Raw genomic sequence first — 21,638 nt, forward strand, 5'->3', positions numbered from 1 at the left:
CATTATGGCGCAAGCAAAGTGTTTTGGAGGGATTAAGTTTAGCATATTTTTGTCCTCCTAGAGTTTTATTTTTTTACCAGAATTATATAGTAGAGACTAAAACGTATTCTATATTGATAGACCGAATAATTTGCAAGCATTTTGGGTAGTTTGATGGGCGATCGCCTCTACTGTTTCTTGACGAAGCTTAGCTACTTGCTCGGCAACATAAAGGACGTAGGCTGGCTCGTTGCGCCGTTCCCCTCGTTTGGGAACCGGAGCGAGAAAAGGGCAGTCTGTTTCAATTAGTAGACGATCGCTGCTCACCATTGCAGCTGAAGATTGGATAGCTTTGGCGTTTTTGAATGTTACTGTGCCGCTAAAGCTGATGTAAAAGCCTAAGTCAAGAAACCATTGAGTCTCTTCTGGCGTTCCACCCCAGCAGTGCATCACACCTCGCAGTTTTGCTCCTGCATTTTCCTGGCATTTTTGCAAAACTTCTCTGACTGCAACAGCAGCATCACGACAGTGAATAATCACTGGTAAGTTGAGTTCGGATGCGATTGCCAATTGCGCTTCAAACACCATCCGCTGTTGCTCGTAGTTATCTGCTTTATAATAATCCAGCCCCATTTCCCCAATTGCTACTACTTTAGAGTCCGAGCTAGCTAAAGATTTTATTTCCTCGGCTGTCTCGCTTCTCCATTTATCAGCATCTAAAGGATGTAATCCTACAGCAAAGCTGAGTTCAGGAAACTCATGCGCTATAGCTTGGATACTAGAGAACTCTTCTGGCTCAACACAAGAATGTACTAAACCTACTACACCTGCTTGTTGCCATCGCGATCGCACTGTTGCTAAATCAGGCTGGAAACTATCAAAGTTGAGATGAACGTGGGTGTCTATCAACTGCATCTTAGTCAAGAAAGAGAAAAAGGGAACGCCAAAGGCGAGGTAGTCCACTTTTATTAGGTGGAGAAACTATCGAAAGTTTCTCCACCTAATAAACGCTACATGGATTTCCGTCAAGCACTGTGAGCAAGCTGCGCTTACTGCGTAGCTTGCGTTTTTGCTAGGAAAAGGGTAGCAACTGCCATTTAGTGGCGTGGTTTTTCCCATTAACAACTGGCATGAGCTTTGGCGTGCTTTACGGTCACCCGCAGGGTTAAGAGTCCAAAATATTGACTTTGAACTCTTGACTTGGCACTACTCTGCCGTTTGTGTAAGTGGTTTTAGCCTTTGAGCTAATCTTGATTTTTTCCTAGCCCCGTTGTTTGGATGTAGGACACCCCGCTTTACAGCTTTATCAATTTTGCTGTAAGCCTCGGATAGTCGAGAAAGCGCTTCTTCTTTTAATTCTGGGGTAGGATTAGCTGCATACACAACTACAGCGTTCTGGTATTTTTTAATCAGCGTTTTTACCACTGATTTATAAGCTTTATTCCGCAGCCGATTGCGTTCTGCGATTTCGGCGCGTTTGAGAGCAGATTTTGTATTGGCCACAGTCAATTCCAAAAAGACTATTAATATGTACACACACTACTAGACTTACTAATATAGCATCCATATTGCCAATGTTAGAATTTCCTAAAAAATAAATACCGCATTTAGAGACTGGATATTGGGGATTGGTAACTAGGTATTGGGGATTGGGTAATGGGGATTAACACTTCAGGTGAATTTAAAAATACTGTTGCTATACAAGAGTTTGCAGGGCTGCCCAAAAATAAAATTTGGGAATTATCAATGAAATTACATGGATTTCAACACCTAATTCACATAAGATGTAATTGGAAATTTGGTACTGGCTACTGAGAATAATTCAGTTCCTAATCTCCATTACCCCTTATCCCCAGTCCCTAATCCCTAAATATGTGTGTCTCAATTCGGGAAATGCGTTAAAATTAGGTACTTCAATTAAATAGTCACTTTAAGTCGCCACCTGATAATGCGGTGGTCTGCTGAGTCGGTGTGTCCTAAATAGGATGCATTGTTCAAAGGCAAAAAACCGTAAAAGTCTAAATTTCAGGGGCTTATAATGTATAGACACGATATATCGTGGATGTACACATCCTAGCTACTAAAGTAGAATAAATTAGTAAAAATTATACTCAGACCCTATCCCTCTTGAATTTGGGGGCTGGATGTGTCATCACACCGCCTGCATCTCCAAAAGAGTGAGGTGTAGGGCATAAGGGTAGCGGTACTGGCACGCCCGCTCCCTGCTGATAGCTTTAACAAGCTTTCGGACTGAGCAATTAAGTCGCCTTTTCAAGCAATCTAATATGCTGGCAGCCTTGGGAGTATCAAAAAAATCCAGGTTAAGCTAGAGAAGAGAATCAAGAATAGTTTCTATATCCCAGTGGGTAAAGAGCAAAACTGATTCTCAGGCGGGTATATTCTAAATTTTGGCATTGTCCTTACTCCATGCTGCGAATCATTACTCAGCAGGCAGACGTCAGAGCAGAGCTACAACGTATCTGCGATCGCACCCATGACGAACAGGTGCTTCACAAGGAAGCAACGGTGCGGGAAGTGTTGCAAGCAGTGAAGCGCCAAGGCGACAAAGCTGTACTGCATTACACAGCCGAATTTGACCACCAAAACCTGACACCCGAAGAATTGCGCGTTACAGGCTCGGAACTGGATGCAGCTTATCAACAGGTGTCTAAGGAATTGCTCCAGGCGATTCGGCTAGCTTACCGCCAAATTGAAGCGTTTCATCGTCAGCGAGTACCAAAAAGCTGGGTACACTTTGGCGATGATGAAGTAGTGCTGGGCAAACGCTATACTCCTGTAGACCGAGCAGGATTATATGTACCCGGTGGTCGCGCCGCCTATCCCAGTACAGTGCTGATGAATTCAGTGCCGGCAAAGGTAGCTGGTGTACCCCGTGTAGTCATGGTAACACCACCCGGAGCAGGGGGTACAGTTAACCCAGCAGTCTTAGTGGCCGCCCAAGAAGCAGGAGTACAAGAAATTTATCGTGTCGGGGGCGCACAAGCGATCGCCGCGTTAGCCTATGGCACAGAAACAATTCCGAAAGTGAATGTGATTACTGGGCCTGGGAATATTTATGTGACGCTAGCGAAAAAACTGGTCTACGGTACTGTGGGCATTGATTCTTTAGCAGGGCCAAGCGAAGTGCTGGTGATTGCCGATGAAACTGCAAATCCGGTGCATGTCGCCACTGATTTGTTAGCCCAAGCCGAACATGACCCGATGGCGGCAGCAATTTTGCTGACGACAGATGCTAGTTTGGCAAAAAACGTGCAAGTAGCTGTGGAGAGACAGTTAGTAGATCATCCACGGCGAATAGACACAGAAAAAGCGATCGCTCATTACGGTTTAATTGTCGTTGTGGAATCCTTGGAAGCAGCAGCAGAACTATCGAATGAATTTGCCCCTGAACACTTGGAGTTAGAAATCAAAGATCCTTGGGCATTAATTCCACAAATTCGCCATGCTGGAGCAATCTTCTTGGGTTACTCTACACCAGAAGCTGTAGGAGACTATTTGGCTGGGCCTAACCATACCTTGCCGACTTCTGGTGCTGCTCGCTATACTTCGGCGTTAGGTGTCGAAACTTTCCTCAAACACTCTAGTATTATTCAATACTCACAAGCGGCGCTATATAAGGTGGCTGGTGCAATTGACGTGCTAGCAACAGCAGAAGGTTTACCTTCTCACGCCGATTCAGTACGACGCCGAATTCAGCAGGAAGAGTGATTTGGAATGCTTAATTTTTTTCTACGTTGTACTGTTGGCAAAAGTCACTCAGGGGCTTCACACTGAAAGTTTAGACAGCAGCAGCCTCACTAGAGCAGCCACTGTACAGTCAGTTAACGAGCAGTTCTAAGGAAAATTTTCCTTTGGGGAGACTCCAAAAAAGATTTCCTCGGGAAATCACGCCACTTGCTACCCTACCTTAAGCCACCCATCAGGCGTGTACAAGGTGTTGGCTTTGCCGACTTAAAAGCAGTGGCGTGGAAACCCCTATCAAAGCGGACTGACTCACTAGTTCTCTCAGTTGGGAGACCAGCCTATCTGCTAAGTTCTCCCTTGTACGCAGCATGGTAAGCGCAGCTATGCCGCAGGACTTTACCGAGACACTACGCCAAAAGGACTAAACTTACGGGACTAGCTCTGCAATACTATGGCTCAACTTGAGCAAATTAGCGTAAAAATCTCATATGGCGAATTCTCTATTCAACAAAGTGAGTTTTTATTAAGGAAATTGGTTGGTTCACATTTGCAAAAACTTTCGCTAGATACTTATTTATGTCAGGGGTCTACTCTTTAAGAGTTAGGAGACGAGAGCGGTGCTAAAAAATATTTTGGTAGCTCTGGATGGTTCTGAAATTGCAGAACGAGTAATTCAGGCTTTGGATGATTTGGTGCTATCAGATGATAGCAAAGTTGTTCTATGTCATGTGTTTCCCAATCCCGAGTCAGATATGGAACTACCTGCTGATCGTCCTCAGCCAGAGTCGCAAACACTTTCGTATTTTCATATAGAACAACAACTGCAATCTTATCAAGAAAAGGTGTCAGTTAAAACTGAATTAGAGCTAGTAAGCGGCGACCCTGCTGAAGAGATTATTCGCCTTGCAAATATTTATAAGACTGAATTAATTATAATTGGCAGTCGTGGATTAATTGGTATGAAGCGAATTGTACTAGGTTCTGTTAGTAATCAAGTCGTGGAAGAGGCTAATTGCTCAGTGTTAGTAGTGAAGCCCAATAAGATTTAAAAATTGATAATTAAATCTTAATTGTCAATAGAGTAGTAATTATTGAATGTGGTTTTGTCTTTTTGGGGTTTAGCTTGAAAATTTATAGCAATTTTTAGAATAATCAAATACATTCTCCGAAGAAATTAGAAGTCAGAATGTTCTTTCTACTGTCTCTAATATACCCAAACCAGAGGTATTGCAAACAATTAAGAACCCTTATAAAAAGCAGATAAAATCATTTAAGAAAAAAAGCCTACCCTTGAAAATAAAGAGGGATAGGCTTTGTTTGTGTCGCCATTAAATAGACTTAAGAGACATTGCATTTCTAGCTATTTTTGGGATTCTCCATCCTGTTGAGTTGCTAAAAACTGACGCAAGCTCAATAAACTCAGAGTTTGACCCAAATTCAGAGGCAGAATTGTCACCCCTTCTAAGCGGGACTGTATCCAACCTTCTCCCCAATACCATTCGTGAAAACCGTCAATTCCTCCACTTAGTAGCAAGCGTAGGCAATTAGGTTTAACAACGTCGACTTGATGATGAATCGGAACTGGCCCAGTCCAGGTTGTAAACTGGAATCCTGGATGAAGCTCTTCTGGCATACCTGAAGCAAAGCGTTGCCCCAAGAGCCATTTTTCTAGTTTTTTTGGATACAGCAAGCTGTCGTGTATTGCACTTGCTGATGCTTCAATTTCGATCCGTAGTTGGCTTTGTTGAAAAGTACCCAGCATTTTTAATGATTACACTCTACCTGAGTGAGTTATTGTTTTATTATGGTAAAGACTAATGTAAAAACTTGTGCGAGATTTTGTTTCCTGACTAACAATTAATTTCCGATTTTCAATAAATACAATACTTCTCCTAGAGTAAACTAACGGGAGATATATCTTAAGTAAATTTTTCGGTTGAATTGCAACGCTTGCTAAAATAGATTTTGTTTTTTTAATGCTTTAAACTTACTGAGCTAAGATGCATTTTAGTGAAAGAGAAGTAATTGTTCATAAGCTGGCTAAAATTAGGTTATTTCATTTTAAATTTGGAATTTTGAATTGCTTATCTCAGGGAAGAAATTTTTATTTAATTGTCAGTCTTAGTTCCTTCATACCTATATTATAATCTACTGATAAAATATATGTTTAAGTTACGTTTTGTTATAATAAGTATTATTTTCATTCCCATGCTTAAAAGCTGGGGCTTTCACTAAGACACTATTTGGTAAGGTTTTTCATGGCGGATCAGTTAATTCGTGCCACGGCAGCCGAAGGTGGAATTCGTGCAGTAGGTGTGATCAGCACACGCTTAACAGAAGAAGCACGAGTGCGCCACAAGCTTTCCTATGTGGGAACGGCAGCACTGGGTCGGACTATGGCAGCAGGGTTGTTAATGGCTTCCAATATGAAGCGAACTGGCTCAAGAATCAATGTCCGAGTGAAGGGCGATGGCCCTTTAGGTGGTATATTGGTAGATGCCGGATTAGATGGCACTGTACGGGGTTATGTAGAAAACCCGTCTATAGAATTGCCTCCTAATGCTAAAGGTAAGCTAGATGTCGGGGGCGCAGTAGGTAAAGGGTACCTCTACGTTGTACGAGATATCGGTTATGGTTACCCTTACTCTAGTACAGTAGAACTGGTTTCTGGTGAGATTGGTGATGACGTAGCTCATTACCTAGTAAGTTCTGAACAAACTCCTTCAGCCCTAGTTTTAGGGGTATTTGTGGGAGGAAGTGGAGTTACGGCTGCTGGAGGTTTACTGGTACAAGTGTTGCCCAAAGCTGCTAGAGACGAAGCTCTAGTTGCAACCTTGGAATCACGAGTAGCTGCTTTATCAGGATTTACGCCGTTGTTGCAAGCTGGAAAGACGTTACCCGAAATTTTTGATGATCTGCTAGGAGACATGGGACTAACGATTTTTCCCGAAAGCCAAATGCTACGCTTTCACTGTCGTTGCTCTTTTGACCGGGTGTTGGGAGCATTGAAGATTTTGGGAGAAGCAGAATTGCAAGACATGATTATTAAAGATGATGGTGCTGAGGCAACTTGTGATTTTTGTGGCAGAGTTTACCAAGCTAGTAGTGATGATTTAGCTCAGTTAATTGTTGATTTACAGACAGAATCTTCAATTTCAAAATAAAGTATAAAACAACACTAAAGCTTGGAAATGGTAATGGTATCTGTGAACTAGAGATAATGAAAAAAGTAGCTTTTTGGGCATGAGAAAGCTACTATGTCAAAAATGGAATTATCGACTTAAAACAGAGCGCTATTCAATTATTGTGGTGTGAGAGATGACAGAGCGGGATATTCCAGACAGTTGGCCCCCAGCCAGAGCAAGAGAGCCAGATAATAATACACTCTTATCCCAAACACAACAATTCGGTGAAACTCAAGCATTTGTTGTCCCGGCTACTGATTCTACCTCGAAGTCAGTAAAGCGGCAAAAAGAAAACGATTCCGTACCACTTGGTGGAAGCAAGCTAGGCGGAGCGTCTCGTGGAGAAGAATTACCTATAAATAATCATTCAGAAGAATCTGCAACACTCAGTAGGAAGGGCAAAAAATTGCCCCGGTGGATGAAAAGCTGGGTGTTGTGGTCATTATTACTAACTTTGATTCCTGGCAGTATCGGATTCCTGGCAATGGCAATGCTGTTGAAGTTGCCATCTGCCCCAAACTGCCCATCAATTTTTTGGCCTTTGGCTAGTGCGTCGGTGCGGTTACATTGCGCTCAATTAGCAGCTTCTAAGCAGACAGTAAATGATCTGTTACAAGCGATCGCCCTAGTGAAACAACTGCCAGAAAGTCACCCATTACATACCGAGATTGGTCGTTTTGTAGAAGAATGGTCGCGGGATATTTTACAGTTAGCTGATCAGAGTTTCCAGTCAGGAAATATAGACGAAGCGATCGCTATTGCTCAAAAAATACCTGAAGACCTGCCAGCCTACCAACTAGTAAACGAGCAAGTTGCCAAATGGCAGTCCATCTGGTCGAAGGCAGAAGGAATCTACCAAGACTCGGAAAAGGAACTACAGCAAAGCCGCTGGCAATCGGCGTATATGCTGTCAGCCAAATTATTGCGTGTGGATAATAAGTACTGGGCAAGTACTAAGTACGACCAATTGAACCAGTTAATTACTACAGCGCGGGAAGATGCTGAGAAGTTGGCAAAAGCTGAAAGTCTAGCAAATAGCAGCGTAGTAGATAATTTACAAGAAGCTATCAAAATTGTCGAGTCGATTGGGCAAGGTAGTTACTTTTATCAAAAAGCTCAAAAATCGATTCCAGAATTTGGACGCAAGATGCTGAACTTAGCACAAGCAAAGTTGGATGCACGGGATGCAGATACAGCACTGGATATTGCTAGACAAATTCCTGAAACTACAGGATTGCAATCGGAAGTCGATGATTTTATTGCCTTGGGTGAGGCGCAAAGGAGTGCATGGATCGGTAATGTTTCTGGTTTAGAGTCAGCGATCGCTCAGGCACAACAAATCGATCCCTCAAGACCAGTGTATAACAAAGCACAAAAACTTGTGGCACGTTGGCAATTAGAAATTGAAGATGTTGCCCGGTTAGAAAAAGCTAGAACACTGGCTAGTCAAGGAACAGTCAATGATTTAGCAGCAGCGATCTCCGAAGCACAACTGATACCAGCCACTAACCCCCGCGCTACAGAAGCTAGGGAAGAAATGGGTCGCTGGCAAGCCCAAATCGAGACAATCCAAGACCAACCTTACTTAGAACGTGCCGAACAGATAGCGTTGTTTGAGGATATCAACTCTTTACAAGCTGCGATCGCTGAAGCTAGTCAAGTTCGTAGAGGTCGGGCATTATATCCAGAAGCGCGGAAAAAAATTCGTACTTGGACAGGAAAAATTCAGCAAATTCAAGACCAACCTTACTTAGATCAGGCGCGACAACTGGCTCAGAGTGGCAATTTACCTGCTGCAATTAATACAGCTCAAGCAATTGCATCGTCGGGGAGAGCGCTTTCTGGTGAAGCACAAGCGGCTATAGATGATTGGCAAGGGGAAATTCGTACCCAAGAAAACTGGCAGAAAGCGCAGCAAGCGGCAACTGCTGGCACACCTGAAGCCTTGGCTGAAGCAATGCGGTTGGCTGATCGGGTCGCCAACCGGAGCATTCTGCGGATGGATGCAAATCTTGCTATTGACCAATGGAGTCAGCAATTATTGGAAATAGCACGTTCTCAAGGTCAATCTGATATAGCTAGAGGTATAGAGACTGCAAAGTTGATTCCTCGCGGTAGTGCTGCTTACAGTGCGGCACAAGAGCAAATTCAAACTTGGCAGCAATTTCTTAATCCTCAGCCTACACCGACACCGACATTTCAACCAATTCAACCATTGACCACTCCCAATGGATAGTAATCTACAATTTTGAGAGTATTCTACGGTTTTTGTGCCTCAATTTGCCTGACCACGGTCAGAGCTGAGTAACTCACCCCAGCAGTGCCTTCACCTGGATGGGTAGAGTCACCAACTAACCACAGATGCTTGATGGGTGTACGATTGGCAAACCCAAACGGGCCAAAGGTGGGTATCCTTTGACCAATACCACCGACTATACCGCGATCGCGTGCTGTAAAGTGGGCGAAGGTACGGGGTGTTGCAGCTTCTTGATGGATAATAGTTTCTGGTTTCAAATAGAAGTATTGGGCAAGGTGGGCGATCGCTTCTTGTGTATACTTTTGCTTGAGCAATGGATAATCTTGTGTACGCGACCAAGGTGCAGGATCTACAAATGAAGAAGCGGTAATTGTAGCTTTCCCTGCTGGTGCGCGACCATCTCCAGGATGGCTGACGGAGACAAATAAAGAATTATTCTCCCCAATTGGGCCGTTAGCATCGTACATAAATTGTAGATGGGGCGGACAATCCACGGGAATGGCGCTGGCATCTACACCTAAATACACTACAAATGCTCCCGATGCTTGGGGGAGTCTTTCGACTCGCTGTTTATAGCCAGATGGAGCCTGTTCTCCCAACAAATCCACCAAGTTCTGCACCGTGACATTGGCAACTACATGGTCAGCTGCTTCTGTCCAGACTTCGCCAGTTTTCTGATTTTTAATCACAACAGCAGTAGCTTGGCCATTTTCCACTTTGATCTGCTCTACGGTGTGACGCATCAACAGTTTGCCACCGTCTCGTTCTAAAGCTTGTACTAGGCGATCGCTTAGTACTTGCATACTACCTTGGAGGTGAAATAATCCTTGAGGCAGTTGGGATACATTTAATGCGGTTGCGGCATAAAGTAATGCAGTTTCTTCGGCGTTGACCTGAGAATAAAGCTTTAGTTGTAAATCCAAAAATGTTCTCAGCCGTTGGTTATTTCCCAGCCCATATAACCGTAAAGCATCTCCGACAGTAAACAAGGTGAAGGGTACGGTAATTAATGTACTAGGACGTACAGCCTGAGTTAACTGCCACAAATCCCACAAGTTACGTGGCGGTAGCACTGGGTCGCGTCCTTGAAATTCCCAACTGGCTGCAAACAAAGTTGCTAACAATTGCCAGAATGGTTCACTACCAGGAAACTGCTTTTGTCTTTCCTCTTGCCATTTCTCTGGGTCGCACCAGACGTTAATTGGTGTACTTTCCCCAGGCAAGTATACAGCACAAGCGGGGTCACAAGGTGTCGCTTCTGGTAAATCTATGGCTAATTCTGAGAAAATGCGATGGTGAATTCCCCCTGGTTCTAACCCTGCTACCTGAGTAGCTCCAACATCAAAGATAAATCCTCGACGTTTAAATGTAGAAGCACAGCCTCCCGGTACGAGGGCTTGATCCAAAATTAAGACGCTATAACCTCTATGGGCTAATAATGCCCCAGCAGTTAGTCCACCGATTCCTGCACCGATGACGATGACGCGGGATTGACTTTTGTCAATAAGAAGACTGGACATTGAGCTTTAGTTTACATTTATTAATATTTATATTAATAATTTTACATGGTCTAGGAGACTAGAAGAGATACTTTGTAGGCACACAGAGTAACTGGTTAAACTTGCCTATACAAGAGTTAGAAATTGCTTCACCAGAACAGACTAACTACAGTAAGAGTGTTAACACAGTTTGTGTGGCAGTTATAGCCATTTTTCAGCAAATTGCCAGGAATTAAGCGATCGCCTCCGGTACTGCGCTGTGTGCAATCAGACTACTACTTTTAAGTCACAGATAAGATAAAGGAGTAAAAGACCCTTTTACTCACTACTACCCATGACCTCAAGCCTGCTGAAACTTCCTCTACTCAATGCTCCAAAGCTGCACCAATTGCCAAATGGCTTGACAATCATAGCCGAACAAATGCCAGTTGAAGCCGTTAACTTGAGCTTATGGATAAAAGTTGGCTCATCTGTAGAATCTGATGCCATTAACGGCATGGCTCACTTTTTAGAGCATATGATTTTCAAGGGAACTGAACGACTGGCTAGTGGCGAGTTTGAACGTCAAATTGAAGAGCGGGGTGCTGTTACCAACGCCGCTACCAGCCAAGACTATACTCACTACTATATAACTACTGCTCCCAAGGATTTTGCCGAACTGGCTCCATTGCAGATGGATGTAGTATTTAATGCGAGTATCCCTGATGATGCTTTTGAACGGGAGCGATTGGTAGTTTTGGAAGAAATTAAGCGTTCAGACGATAATCCTCGCCGCCGCACATTTCGACGGGCTATGGAGACAGCGTTTGAAGTGCTACCATATCGCCGTCCAGTATTGGGGCCAGAAGAGGTGATTTCTCAACTGCAACCTCAGCAGATGCGGGATTTTCATACTAGTTGGTATCAGCCCCAGTCAATTACTGTTGTGGCTGTGGGGAATTTGCCTGTAGAAGAATTAATTGAAACTGTTATTAAGGGATTTACAAATGTAGAGACGCGCCCTGGTGTGTCTCTACAAGGATTAAATATAGAGACGCGCCCTGGTGCATCTGTTAATCCTGAAGCGGCATTTACAGAAATCATCCGGCGGGAATTTGTTGATGAGAGTCTTCAGCAAGCAAGGCTGATGATGATTTGGCGAGTTCCAGGATTGAACCAGCTAAATGAAACTTATGCATTGGATGTTTTAGCAGGAATTTTAGGACATGGACGGACATCAAGACTAGTGAGAGATTTGCGGGAAGAACGAGGATTAGTTACCTCAATTTCTGTGAGCAATATGAGCAACCTGCTGCAAGGGACGTTTTATATTTCAGCAAAGTGTGCTGTGGAAAATTTGCAGGCGGTGGAGGATGCGATCGCTCAACATATTCGCAGCTTACAAACAGAATTAGTCACAGAATCAGAAATTGCTCGTGTGCGGCGACGAGTAGCTAACAGATTTATTTTTGGTAATGAAACACCAAGCGATCGGGCTGGGTTATATGGTTACTATCAGTCTTTGGTAGGAGATTTGGAACCCGCGTTTAACTACCCAAATTATATTCAGAGTCAAGAAGCAAATGACTTACTGTTAGCAGCAAATCAACATCTTGCCCCAGATGCTTATGGTGTAGTTGTGATCAAACCGTTTTAAATTAGGGAGTGGGGAGTAGGGAGTAGTTAAATTCTCTATTACCCATTCCCCACTCCCTATTCTCTACTCCCCAATTCAATGATTTGGAATGAAATTGATAACCATATTACCCAAGTAACTGGCGAAAAATTTCAGAGTCAGCAAAGGCGATCGGTTAGTGGCGGGTGCATTAACCAAGGTTATGCTGTCTCTAATGGTGAGCTTAGTTACTTCGTGAAGCTCAATCAAGCATCGCAAGTGGCGATGTTTGAGGCTGAGGCACTGGGGTTAGAGGAAATGCAGACAACAAATAGCATTCGCGTCCCGAAGCCAATTTGCTGGGGTGTGGCTGGCAATTCTGGCTACATCGTCTTGGAGTGGTTGGAACTTGGTGGCGGTAACAGCAACTTTTGGCCGGAAATGGGGCGCAAGTTGGCGGCAATGCACAAAGCTAGCAGTAGTCAAGGATTCGGTTGGAAAATTAACAATACTATTGGTTCTACACCCCAAATCAATACTTGGACAGCAGATTGGGCAGAATTTTATACTAAACATCGTCTGGACTATCAATTTCAATTAGCAAGACAGCGGGGTGGTAATTTTCCTAAACAAGAGGAATTATTAGCGGCTATTCCAGAATTACTTGCAGATCATCAGGTGCAACCTTCTTTGGTACATGGAGATTTGTGGGGTGGGAATGCTGGGTGTACTACGTCGGGAGAACCAGTGATATTTGATCCAGCAACTTATTTTGGCGATCGCGAAGTTGATATCGCCATGACAGAATTGTTTGGCGGTTTCCCAGCAGCGTTTTACAAAGGTTATAACGAAGTGTTTCCTTTGGATGCAGGCTATGAAAAGAGAAAAACACTTTATAACCTGTATCACATTTTGAATCACTTCAATTTATTTGGCGGCGGCTATGCTTCGCAGGCAAACCGGATGATTGACCAGATTTTGCACCTTTAAAGCAAAAGTATGAGGAAATAAGATGAATAAAGCTATATTTTCTAAAATTCTTTGAAATTTACAGGTTTACGATTTAAAAACTTGATTTGGAAATTCTAAACCTGATTTAGAAGTTAAAAACCTGATTTAGAAGTTCAAAACTTGATTTAGAAGTTAAAAACCTGATTTGGAAATTCTAAACCTGATTTAGAAGTTCAAAACTTGATTTACGAGTTAGTAGATTTAATCCCTGATTTCTATATCGTACAACTGGCATAGAGTACGGGGTTTTTGCTAGAGGAGTGAGCGCGCACATTCTCTGGTAATATCACTATACAATCTGGCGCATACTGCATGACTTCGCGGCTAATCCAAAATGTACTAGGCACTGAAAACCAAAGTATGATGATGGGTGAATCAGTTACGAGTAGAGGTTATTAGAGGTAAATTGATATGCAGCAAGATAATCTGCTGTCGAGAATTTCTATCGACCCAAATATATGTTTTGGTAAACCTTGTATTCGCGGACATCGTATTTGGGTGTCTTTGATTCTTGACTATTTGGCGGGTGGAATGACTATTGAGGAAATTTTAGAAGCATATTCCAGTATAGAAAGAGAAGATGTACTTGCTTGTATTGCTTATGGTGCAGAAATGGCACGGGATGTTTTTGTAGAACTTCCTTTAACTGAAAAAAAGTAAGCAAATCGGTGAATTTAAAGCTTGATGAAAATATTGATCTTCGTGTTGTAAGTTTGTTGCGTTTAGCAGGACACGATGTAGCGAATATATCAGGGCAAGGTTTAAGTTCTGCACCTGATGGGGAAGTAATTGATGTTTGTCGCCGCGAGGGTAGATGCTTAGTAACTTGTGATCGCGGCTTTGGAAATCGTCTCAAATACAACCTGTCTGATTATGCAGGAATTGTCATTATTCATTTGCCTTCTCGTCCTAATTTTACATTTTGGCAAGAAGCTATAGAGACCCTTATTCAAGAACTGAATACAGCAGAAGTCACTGGAAAATTGTGGATTATTCAGGGCGGAACGATTCAAGAATATCAACAGATTGAATCAGAGATATGATTGTCAGGACAGGTAAGATGCTTACCCCACAACATTTAACTCTTGGTTTCGATATTGTATAACTGGCAGAGAGTGAGGAGTTTTTGTTTGAGGCGATCGCGCACATTCTCTGGTAGTATCACTACACAATCTGGCGCATACTGCATAACTTCGCGGCTAAACCAAAATGTACTAGATACTCGCCTGACAACTCGCCGGACTCGCGCTTTATCTGGTAGCCACTCATTAATATCATCTTCTGGTTTAGCTTGATAGGCAAAAGCTAAACCTGCGAATAAGTGCATTTCTACTTTTATTTCATCCAACTTAGTACGCCACTCACCAAAAATTGAAGTCACAGCAGCATCTGTAATCCGGTCTAGACGTAAACTCCAGTTATGAGTTAATTCTGGAATATCAAAGTTTCCTTCTGTCTCTTCACACCAGCAATCAAGATATACCCGCTTTTCGTGGGGTGTAACTTTGGCATAGCGAACTGTGAAATTTAACAAGCGTCCAGTTGCATCTTGATAAGAAAGCTGAAATGGTTGGTTCCGCAAAATGTAGCTATCTATTTGTAAGCGCCAAGCTGGGGGAAGATTCTCTAAGAAACGTTCGATTTCGTTTCTTAGTGGTATCGATAATTCGCTACGTTCGAGAAGCAAGTTTGCAATGATTTTTGCTTGTTCGATTTGTCCAATATCTGTCAACGCATTGATACATCTATGTAATGCCCTGATGCGTGGTTCTTTCCAATCGTTATTGTTACCTATGAGTAACTTACGTTGAGCGATCGCTTCTATTAATTTAGAGATGTTCGGGCGATCGCCCCACATCATACCGAATTCACGAGCGATCGCTTCTAGCTCGGCTTTATCACGTTCTGATATCGACAGTGTAATAGATTGACCTTTTCGACTCATATTTTATACGGACACTTTTATACGGATATATCTTGGCAACTTCTATTTTGCATGGCATTATAGGGAATAACAACAAGTTACGGACAGTTTTCAAGTAAATTTAAAAACTCGCACCATTGGTGCGAGAAATAGCCTAGAGATGTTTTTTATACCCATCTGAAAAACTGCAACCATTGGTTGCAGAAATTTGTGGGTGGTATTTAGCATATATATAAAAACTGCCACCATTAGTGGCAGAAATTGATTAGATTTACTAAATCTGTCATTCTTTTTGCATAAAAATTCCGAGAAACCAAGCATTTAACATAGGAATTTCAAAGATATGTCTGAAAATTACAGTATTAGCCTCAAACCTGTTTATTCTAAAACCTTTCCTACACCTGATGGCGTGAAATTACCTAATAATTGGTCACTCTCTTGGCATCAAGTGGCAACTCTGGAGGCATTACGCGATCCAAGTATTGAGGTAATTTTCAACACTGCAATGACTGGAGATGGTAAAAGCTTGGCTGCTTATTTGCAGGCTATGACAAGTAGGACACTGGCTTTGGCAATGTATCCAACAAACGAGTTAGCAAGAGATCAAGAAAAACAGGTTCAAGGATACAAAGATATTTTTAAACCTCAGAAAAATCCGCAAATAAGACGATTAACAGCAGCTATTTTGGAGAAAGATATAGCGACTGGTAAATTCTCTTCTAAACGAGATGGGATAGAAGACTTTTCTATTAACTATGAAATTCTGCTGACCAACCCTGACATTTTTCATTACATCCATAATTTTTACTACTTGAGAGAAAAAATAGATAACCCTGACAGGTTATTCAGACGTATAGACGAGAATTACAAATTATTTATATATGATGAATTTCATGTTTTTTCATCTCCGCAAATAGCTAGTGTCATCAATACAATACTTTTAATGAGACACACTGGGAATCCAAACAAGAAATTTCTTTTTCTTTCTGCAACACCTAATGAATTGCTCAAGAGTTATTTTCAAAAAGCTGGAATAGAACCGAAGATTATCGATCCGGTTGATGTTGGAGCTTACAAATTTTCATCAGATGATTCAACCGATGGGTGGCGGCAGATTAGTCAACCTATTAACTTATGCTTTGCTCAAGGAATAGAGCCTAATCTGAGTTCTAGCTACAAATGGATAGAAGAAAATGCTGAAACGGTGATTTTAAAGTTTTTTCAAGACTATCCTAATAGCAAAGGTGCAATTATTCTCAATTCCATCGCAGCAGTTAAAAAGCTCATAGACAAATTAAAACCTATTTTTGAACCGCGATGGAAGGTTAGAGAAAATACTGGCTTAACAGGAGAAACAGAAAAGTCTCAATCAGTTGCCGAAGCAGATTTACTTTTGGGTACATCTACAATTGATGTTGGCGTGGACTTTCGGATTAATTTTTTAGTTTTTGAAGCTGCTGATGCAGGAAATTTTATTCAACGATTTGGTAGGCTTGGCAGACATGAAGGTTTTGAAACTTATCAAGCTTACGCTTTAATACCTAACTTTCTTGTTGCAAGGTTATTTAAGGATGAATTTCATCCTTTACAAAATGGTGAAAGTTATAACCGGGTTGAGTTTAATAATGCTATTCGTTCATCTTGGATATTTAAAAACGACTTTGAATGTTATCCAAGGCGTTGGGGTGGAATCCAGTCATATTACATATATAAAATACTGAGCAATAATAATCACATGAAAGATAAATACCCAAACATTGATAAAAAATTTGGTACTAGTATTCAAAGAGCTTTAGGAATCAAACTTGAACGCATGAAAGCTCAATATTATCGGTGTAAGGGTGAAAAGAAAGACAAAATTATCGATGAGGCTAGGAGTTTTCGGGGAAGTAGCCAGTTAGATTGTGCAATTTATGACTTAACTAATCCAGATGAGCCAGAAGCAGAAAGATTTAAAATGTATAATCTTCCTGGCATTCTCAATAACTTTATTTTCGAGTTATGGGATAAAAATAGCTTTATGGAAAAAGCCGAGAAAGCTGGAGTAATTACTACTCGCTTTGATAAAGCTTTGTGTTATTTAAAGTTCAAAGGCTATCGGGATGTGCGGGAAGATTGGCACTTCTATTATCTAGGGAATCTGAGAGAATTAGCTAATTCTGGTAAAGTGCAAGTTCTACCAGATAAACAACACGAACTACAAGGTTTAGAGATTTCGCAACGACACGGCTACGGTATCAACCAAATTAGTGATGTTGTGAGTAGACGTAAACTAGTGTGCTTCATTTCAGACCGCGATCGCAACTTTTTACGCGGCACTCTCGGATTACCTATGCACTTTCAAGCTTACCCCCTCACTAATGAGCCAGAGGATAAAAGTCCTCGCTACACCATTACTTTTGGACAAGATGCGCTGTTATTGGAAACCTTAACTTGGCATTGGAAGCCAAAGGATGATGAAGGATGGATATGTTAGAACTAGAGGCTATTAGAGGTGAAGCTACATGACTAACAATGATTTGCTTTCTCGTATTTCCATCGACCCAAATATTTGTTTTGGTAAACCGTGCATTCGCGGACATCGGATTTGGGTTTCTCTAATTTTGGATTATTTAGCTGGTGGTACAACAATTGAAGAAGTTCTTGAAGCTTATCCAAGCATAGAAAGAGAAGATGTACTGGCTTGTATCGCCTACGGTGCAGAGATGGCGCGGGATGTTTTTGTGGAACTTCCTTTGACAAAAAAAAAGGAAGCAAGTGCGTGAAATTAAAGCTAGATGAAAATATCGACTTGCGCGTTGTAACTTTATTGCAATTAGCAGGACACGATGTTGCAACAGTACCAGGACAAGGCTTAAGTTCTGCACCCGATGCCGAAGTTATTGATGTTTGTCGCTGTGAGGGTAGATGTTTAGTCACTTGCGATCGCGGCTTTGGAAATCGTCTGAAATATAATCCCTCTACCTATTCAGGAATTGTAATTATCCGTCTACCCTCTCGCTACACATTTGCTGATTGGCGTGAAGCTATTGAAATATTAATCACTGGGCTAGAATCCGCCGATGTGATAGGTAAATTATGGATTATTCAACAAGCAAAAATACTCGAATATCAAGCTATTGAAAATGAGGAAGCAAATTAATGAACGAATTTGATGATGATTTACCGGAAGAAGTACCAGATTTTGATTCAGAAAAAGATGAAGATGATGAATTGCCTGTAAAACGCGAACTTCTCACTATTCGGTTATTTAAAGAAGCTGTAAAAAAGGCAAAAGGAAATGAAGGCGATCGCATCCTAGAAAAATTTGCAGATTATGTCTTACCTAATTTAATTCGGCAGTTAGCAGGCGCAACCGCTAAAGGCGGTAAATTCTTTGAAGTCACGATAGAAATTATAAATGCCAAACGCGCAGCCGCAGGTAAAAATCCTGTTCGTAGAGACAACGCTGGCGACCAATCTATACTTGCTCACTTACTTAATGGTCTATTTCCCAGCTATCGAATTTTAAGGAAGTTACAAGCAGAAGGAATAGGCACAAATCCAGTTAAGCGTAATTGTGAAGATTTGCAATCCTCTGTATTTATTGTTTCTTACTTGTTGCATGACTATGAAAAATTCCCTGACTATCGAGATTGGTTAGAACAAAATTTTATCATTCGCAATTGGGAAGAAGAACCAGCAAAAAAAGATGATGCTCCGAATTTGGGACGTGAATACATTACCAAAAAGATTTTAGATTTTGGTTTATACCACTTACTAGGCGAACAATGGGAAGAACTTATCGATGACATTATTGAAATTAGCAGCAATGCAGGCGTTAAAAATGATTCGGATTTAGGTTTAAGTACTCGTGGATTAAAACCTTCAAATGATGAAAGACTAGATAGCAGAATTAGACAGGTTTTGATTGACTTAGTTTCACTATCTGATTTATTTGCTTCAGTAATTAAACATCCGAGAGATGTAGAAAATGGTCGTTTACCTACATTACTGGCAAGATTAAGCAATCATCAATTACAACTTACCTATCATTCCCTTTCAGAAAATCGTGGAATTCTCACAAATATTTTCAATAATGCTTTAATCACAGCACATCCTGAAGAGTTTTATACACCATTACTCTATCTACCTGATGGCGTTGTCTATTTAGCTACTGTTGATGCTCCTCCGATTACAACTGATGGAATTCCTGAACAAGTTATTACCAAAATAAAGTACTTATGTGCAGAGAAACTGAAGGAAAGACAGACAGGTTTTAATCGTGATGGCAAGGGTTTTAAATTTGCAGATTATTACTGGTTATTTTTTGATGTAGTTGAATTAATGGAAGTTAGCATTAATGCTGCTTCTCGGCTACTTCCAGACACAAAACCTGCTTCTGCTGGTAAGCGAGGCGAAAGCTTGCTGAATTATCAAGCACAAGGCGAACTATCAGCACACTTAAATTTACAAATTGCTAATGAAATTCGCATTGATCGCTTGGCAGAATTTGGTGATGTTTTGTGTCGAGGGATTTGGGGTAGTTGGTGCGAAAAAGTTAATGATTGGCAGAAACAGCTAGCAAAAAATCAGAGAAAAAGTATTCCTGATTTAGATTTGACACAAAAGCTAGCTGAATATTTGGAATTGTCAGCAGAAATTCCAGCCGTCAGAGAAATTCAATCTTTGAAAAAAACAGGTGGTGTACCTCTTGATTGGTATTACCTAGCAGCGCAATACTTTCGTAATAATTCAGGTTTGGACTTTGCTCAAATTCTGGAAGTTATGAAAGGGATGGTGAATCATGTTGCAGTTTTGATTAGACCCATTTTAGCAGATTTTCAAGATATGCCCGATGGCTGGGATGACTTAAAAACTTATGTCAATCAAGTTATTTCTTTACCAACAGGCGCAGTTATAGAACCAAACCCAGACTCATTTTTAGTTGAACTTAAACGCTATAATGCCGCAAAAATTACAGGTAGAGGACGAGAAAATGTTTGTGCAATTTCTAGTTCTTCATATACTGTGACTGAACAGATGGAATCAGCGACTTTATTTGCTCCTCAAGTCTATAGTAATCGTCAGATTTTATTTAATGCTCAAGCTGCTAAACGGCAAATTTGCTCAATTTGGTCAATTGAAATTATGTTGAGACAAATTTTGATGAACCAAACAAATGCCGTAGGAGCAGATTTTGAAGGACGCAAATATCGCTATCTCTACCTTTACCCAACTTACTTTTTTACCCCAGAAACTAATAAATTTTTGCAAAAGGCTTACAATCAATTTTCTCGAACTCGGTTTGATGCCGAAATGCGTAAGCATTTTATCACAGAAAATCAAGTTGCAAAGTTTCAAATTGATGATTATCAAACAGTTGATTCTCTACTGATTAAAGAAAATCTAAAGCCAGAAGATGACCGGACTTTCAAAATTAGCTTTCCAGAACATGAAACTCTGACCTTTTTCTTTTTAGGTTTACCGCCTGGAAGAGACGCTACAGATACAGAATCTTGGGTAACACCAGCTTGGTTAGCGTTAGCGTTACCGCTTATTCTCGATGTGAAAGTCGTAGCATCAGAATCACCTGTACCACCTTTCATTAGTGGTGCTGATTTTGAACAAACAGTTTTAATTGATGGAGAACATCAAGCGATTCGTTCTTTGATTCAAAAAGATAACTATCGTTTAGATAGCATTCTACCTCGTAGTTCAGAAAAGCGTGAATTTTCTCCCCTCAATGCTCTCACTGCTGCTTACTCTATTCACTTGGAAGTTAACCGTAAAAAGGATGGCGATCCAGATTGGGGAAAATTAGCAGATTTAGCACGGGATTTAGAAACTAGTCCTCTCTATGTCTTCTATTACCTTAATAAATGGTTGCGAAAGCAAGACAAAATTGATTCTGTACCTATGGCGAAAGTTCGCCTATACTTGGATTTTTATCACTATTTTGAACCAGAAGGAAAAGCTGTGAATCAACTGCGTAAGTTAACAGAACTCTACCGTCGTTTTTATCGTTCTAAAAGTCAATATGCCAAAGCTAATGCAATTCTCAAACCAATTGATGAGGCTGCTGATGTAATTTTGAAAATTGATAAATCTATGGCTAGTGACACTGATTCTTTAATAGATGTGGTAGCGGCTCGTCTAGCCAAGCTGATGAATAATGTACGACGGAGAGCGGCTGAAGGAAAACCAACATTAACTTTAATTGATGGTAAGTGGAAACCTGCCTTAACTTCAGAAGAAGAACGTCAAGCAGTCTATGAGTTTTCTAAGTATTTTGTGAAAAGCATTTTTGAGGAAAGTTTTAAAAGCGATCGCGCACGTTTAGCAGGTACTCAACTCAATTTAATTAGAGATACTTGTGAATACCTTTATCGCCTAGCAGATGATGAAGAACGTAAAGCACGTCCACAAGATGAACCTGATGATATTCCTGAATTAGAACTTGAAGCATCAGTCTAATTTATTCTTTCTTTTTCAACTAACTAAA

At 41.2% G+C, this 21,638-nt stretch carries 17 protein-coding genes; 12 read left to right on the top strand and 5 right to left on the bottom strand.

The window, feature by feature from the left end; genetic code table 11:
* Positions 1 to 108: 108 nt before the first annotated feature.
* Positions 109 to 894 carry a TatD family hydrolase gene (locus tag WKK05_RS20705; RefSeq protein ID WP_341531139.1) on the bottom strand — a complete coding sequence of 262 codons (786 nt, stop codon included), beginning with the start codon at positions 892 to 894 and terminating at the stop codon, positions 109 to 111.
* Positions 895 to 1,185: 291 nt separating this feature from the next.
* On the bottom strand, positions 1,186 to 1,482 hold the full coding sequence (rpsT, locus tag WKK05_RS20710) for a 30S ribosomal protein S20 (RefSeq protein ID WP_341524975.1): 297 nt from the start codon (positions 1,480 to 1,482) through the stop codon (positions 1,186 to 1,188).
* Positions 1,483 to 2,406: 924 nt separating this feature from the next.
* Between rpsT and hisD the strand changes: the two genes are divergently transcribed.
* Both hisD and WKK05_RS20720 read left to right on the top strand, forming a co-directional pair.
* A complete protein-coding gene (gene hisD, locus WKK05_RS20715; RefSeq protein WP_341524976.1) occupies positions 2,407 to 3,708 on the top strand; it encodes a histidinol dehydrogenase in 1,302 nt (433 codons plus the stop codon).
* Positions 3,709 to 4,301: 593 nt separating this feature from the next.
* Positions 4,302 to 4,733, top strand: a complete 432-nt coding sequence (locus WKK05_RS20720) for a universal stress protein (protein WP_341524977.1) — start codon at positions 4,302 to 4,304, stop codon at positions 4,731 to 4,733.
* Between the two features lie 311 nt (positions 4,734 to 5,044).
* Here WKK05_RS20720 and WKK05_RS20725 read toward each other — a convergent pair whose 3' ends face one another.
* Complete coding sequence (locus WKK05_RS20725; protein WP_341524978.1) at positions 5,045 to 5,446, bottom strand: hypothetical protein; 402 nt, start codon at positions 5,444 to 5,446, stop codon at positions 5,045 to 5,047.
* 496 nt (positions 5,447 to 5,942) lie between these two features.
* Between WKK05_RS20725 and hslO the strand changes: the two genes are divergently transcribed.
* The gene (hslO, locus tag WKK05_RS20730; protein ID WP_341524979.1) at positions 5,943 to 6,848 is read left to right on the top strand and encodes an Hsp33 family molecular chaperone HslO; all 906 of its coding nucleotides are present in this window, start codon (positions 5,943 to 5,945) and stop codon (positions 6,846 to 6,848) included.
* A gap of 154 nt (positions 6,849 to 7,002) precedes the next feature.
* Positions 7,003 to 9,105, top strand: a complete 2,103-nt coding sequence (locus WKK05_RS20735; protein ID WP_341524980.1) for a chromosome segregation ATPase — start codon at positions 7,003 to 7,005, stop codon at positions 9,103 to 9,105.
* 23 nt (positions 9,106 to 9,128) lie between these two features.
* Here the strand turns inward: WKK05_RS20735 and crtD are convergent, their stop codons facing one another.
* A complete protein-coding gene (crtD, locus tag WKK05_RS20740) occupies positions 9,129 to 10,646 on the bottom strand; it encodes a C-3',4' desaturase CrtD (RefSeq protein WP_341524981.1) in 1,518 nt (505 codons plus the stop codon).
* 313 nt (positions 10,647 to 10,959) lie between these two features.
* Here crtD and WKK05_RS20745 point away from each other — a divergent pair, with 313 nt between their 5' ends.
* The 4 genes from WKK05_RS20745 (at position 10,960) to WKK05_RS20760 (ending at position 14,273) form a co-directional block, all read left to right on the top strand.
* Complete coding sequence (locus WKK05_RS20745) at positions 10,960 to 12,261, top strand: pitrilysin family protein (RefSeq protein WP_341524982.1); 1,302 nt, start codon at positions 10,960 to 10,962, stop codon at positions 12,259 to 12,261.
* A 78-nt stretch (positions 12,262 to 12,339) separates the two neighbouring features.
* Complete coding sequence (locus WKK05_RS20750; protein WP_341524983.1) at positions 12,340 to 13,209, top strand: fructosamine kinase family protein; 870 nt, start codon at positions 12,340 to 12,342, stop codon at positions 13,207 to 13,209.
* A 432-nt stretch (positions 13,210 to 13,641) separates the two neighbouring features.
* On the top strand, positions 13,642 to 13,890 hold the full coding sequence (locus WKK05_RS20755; RefSeq protein ID WP_341524984.1) for a DUF433 domain-containing protein: 249 nt from the start codon (positions 13,642 to 13,644) through the stop codon (positions 13,888 to 13,890).
* 8 nt (positions 13,891 to 13,898) lie between these two features.
* Positions 13,899 to 14,273 carry a DUF5615 family PIN-like protein gene (locus WKK05_RS20760; RefSeq protein WP_341524985.1) on the top strand — a complete coding sequence of 125 codons (375 nt, stop codon included), beginning with the start codon at positions 13,899 to 13,901 and terminating at the stop codon, positions 14,271 to 14,273.
* A gap of 35 nt (positions 14,274 to 14,308) precedes the next feature.
* On the opposite strand, the gene WKK05_RS20765 is transcribed toward WKK05_RS20760, so the two are convergent.
* Positions 14,309 to 15,175, bottom strand: a complete 867-nt coding sequence (locus WKK05_RS20765; RefSeq protein ID WP_341524986.1) for a WYL domain-containing protein — start codon at positions 15,173 to 15,175, stop codon at positions 14,309 to 14,311.
* A gap of 322 nt (positions 15,176 to 15,497) precedes the next feature.
* Between WKK05_RS20765 and cas3 the strand changes: the two genes are divergently transcribed.
* Genes cas3 through cas10d form a run of 4 tightly spaced genes read left to right on the top strand, consistent with a single transcriptional unit; the run spans position 15,498 to position 21,610 of the window.
* The gene (cas3, locus tag WKK05_RS20770) at positions 15,498 to 17,630 is read left to right on the top strand and encodes a type I-D CRISPR-associated helicase Cas3' (RefSeq protein ID WP_341524987.1); all 2,133 of its coding nucleotides are present in this window, start codon (positions 15,498 to 15,500) and stop codon (positions 17,628 to 17,630) included.
* 28 nt (positions 17,631 to 17,658) lie between these two features.
* Positions 17,659 to 17,919 carry a DUF433 domain-containing protein gene (locus WKK05_RS20775; protein WP_322738635.1) on the top strand — a complete coding sequence of 87 codons (261 nt, stop codon included), beginning with the start codon at positions 17,659 to 17,661 and terminating at the stop codon, positions 17,917 to 17,919.
* Positions 17,916 to 18,296 (top strand): DUF5615 family PIN-like protein, encoded by a 381-nt coding sequence (locus WKK05_RS20780; protein ID WP_341524988.1) that lies wholly within the window; start codon positions 17,916 to 17,918, stop codon positions 18,294 to 18,296. The genes WKK05_RS20775 and WKK05_RS20780 overlap by 4 nt, the downstream gene beginning before the upstream one ends.
* Positions 18,296 to 21,610, top strand: a complete 3,315-nt coding sequence (gene cas10d / locus WKK05_RS20785) for a type I-D CRISPR-associated protein Cas10d/Csc3 (protein WP_341524989.1) — start codon at positions 18,296 to 18,298, stop codon at positions 21,608 to 21,610. Before WKK05_RS20780 ends, cas10d begins: the two co-directional genes overlap by 1 nt.
* Positions 21,611 to 21,638 lie beyond the last annotated feature (28 nt).

The organism is Nostoc sp. UHCC 0302 (assembly GCF_038096175.1).
Taxonomy (GTDB): domain Bacteria; phylum Cyanobacteriota; class Cyanobacteriia; order Cyanobacteriales; family Nostocaceae; genus UHCC-0302.

Bases quoted from the DNA above. Each gene is read 5' to 3' on its own strand.
- WKK05_RS20735 (WP_341524980.1), top strand. From the start codon at position 7,003: ATGACAGAGCGGGATATTCCAGACAGTTGGCCCCCAGCCAGAGCAAGA.
- WKK05_RS20745 (WP_341524982.1), top strand. From the start codon at position 10,960: ATGACCTCAAGCCTGCTGAAACTTCCTCTACTCAATGCTCCAAAGCTG.
- crtD (WP_341524981.1), bottom strand. From the start codon at position 10,646: ATGTCCAGTCTTCTTATTGACAAAAGTCAATCCCGCGTCATCGTCATC.
- cas3 (WP_341524987.1), top strand. From the start codon at position 15,498: ATGTCTGAAAATTACAGTATTAGCCTCAAACCTGTTTATTCTAAAACC.
- WKK05_RS20775 (WP_322738635.1), top strand. From the start codon at position 17,659: ATGACTAACAATGATTTGCTTTCTCGTATTTCCATCGACCCAAATATT.
- WKK05_RS20725 (WP_341524978.1), bottom strand. From the start codon at position 5,446: ATGCTGGGTACTTTTCAACAAAGCCAACTACGGATCGAAATTGAAGCA.
- WKK05_RS20705 (WP_341531139.1), bottom strand. From the start codon at position 894: ATGCAGTTGATAGACACCCACGTTCATCTCAACTTTGATAGTTTCCAG.
- hslO (WP_341524979.1), top strand. From the start codon at position 5,943: ATGGCGGATCAGTTAATTCGTGCCACGGCAGCCGAAGGTGGAATTCGT.
- cas10d (WP_341524989.1), top strand. From the start codon at position 18,296: ATGAACGAATTTGATGATGATTTACCGGAAGAAGTACCAGATTTTGAT.
- hisD (WP_341524976.1), top strand. From the start codon at position 2,407: ATGCTGCGAATCATTACTCAGCAGGCAGACGTCAGAGCAGAGCTACAA.
- WKK05_RS20765 (WP_341524986.1), bottom strand. From the start codon at position 15,175: ATGAGTCGAAAAGGTCAATCTATTACACTGTCGATATCAGAACGTGAT.
- WKK05_RS20755 (WP_341524984.1), top strand. From the start codon at position 13,642: ATGCAGCAAGATAATCTGCTGTCGAGAATTTCTATCGACCCAAATATA.
- WKK05_RS20750 (WP_341524983.1), top strand. From the start codon at position 12,340: ATGATTTGGAATGAAATTGATAACCATATTACCCAAGTAACTGGCGAA.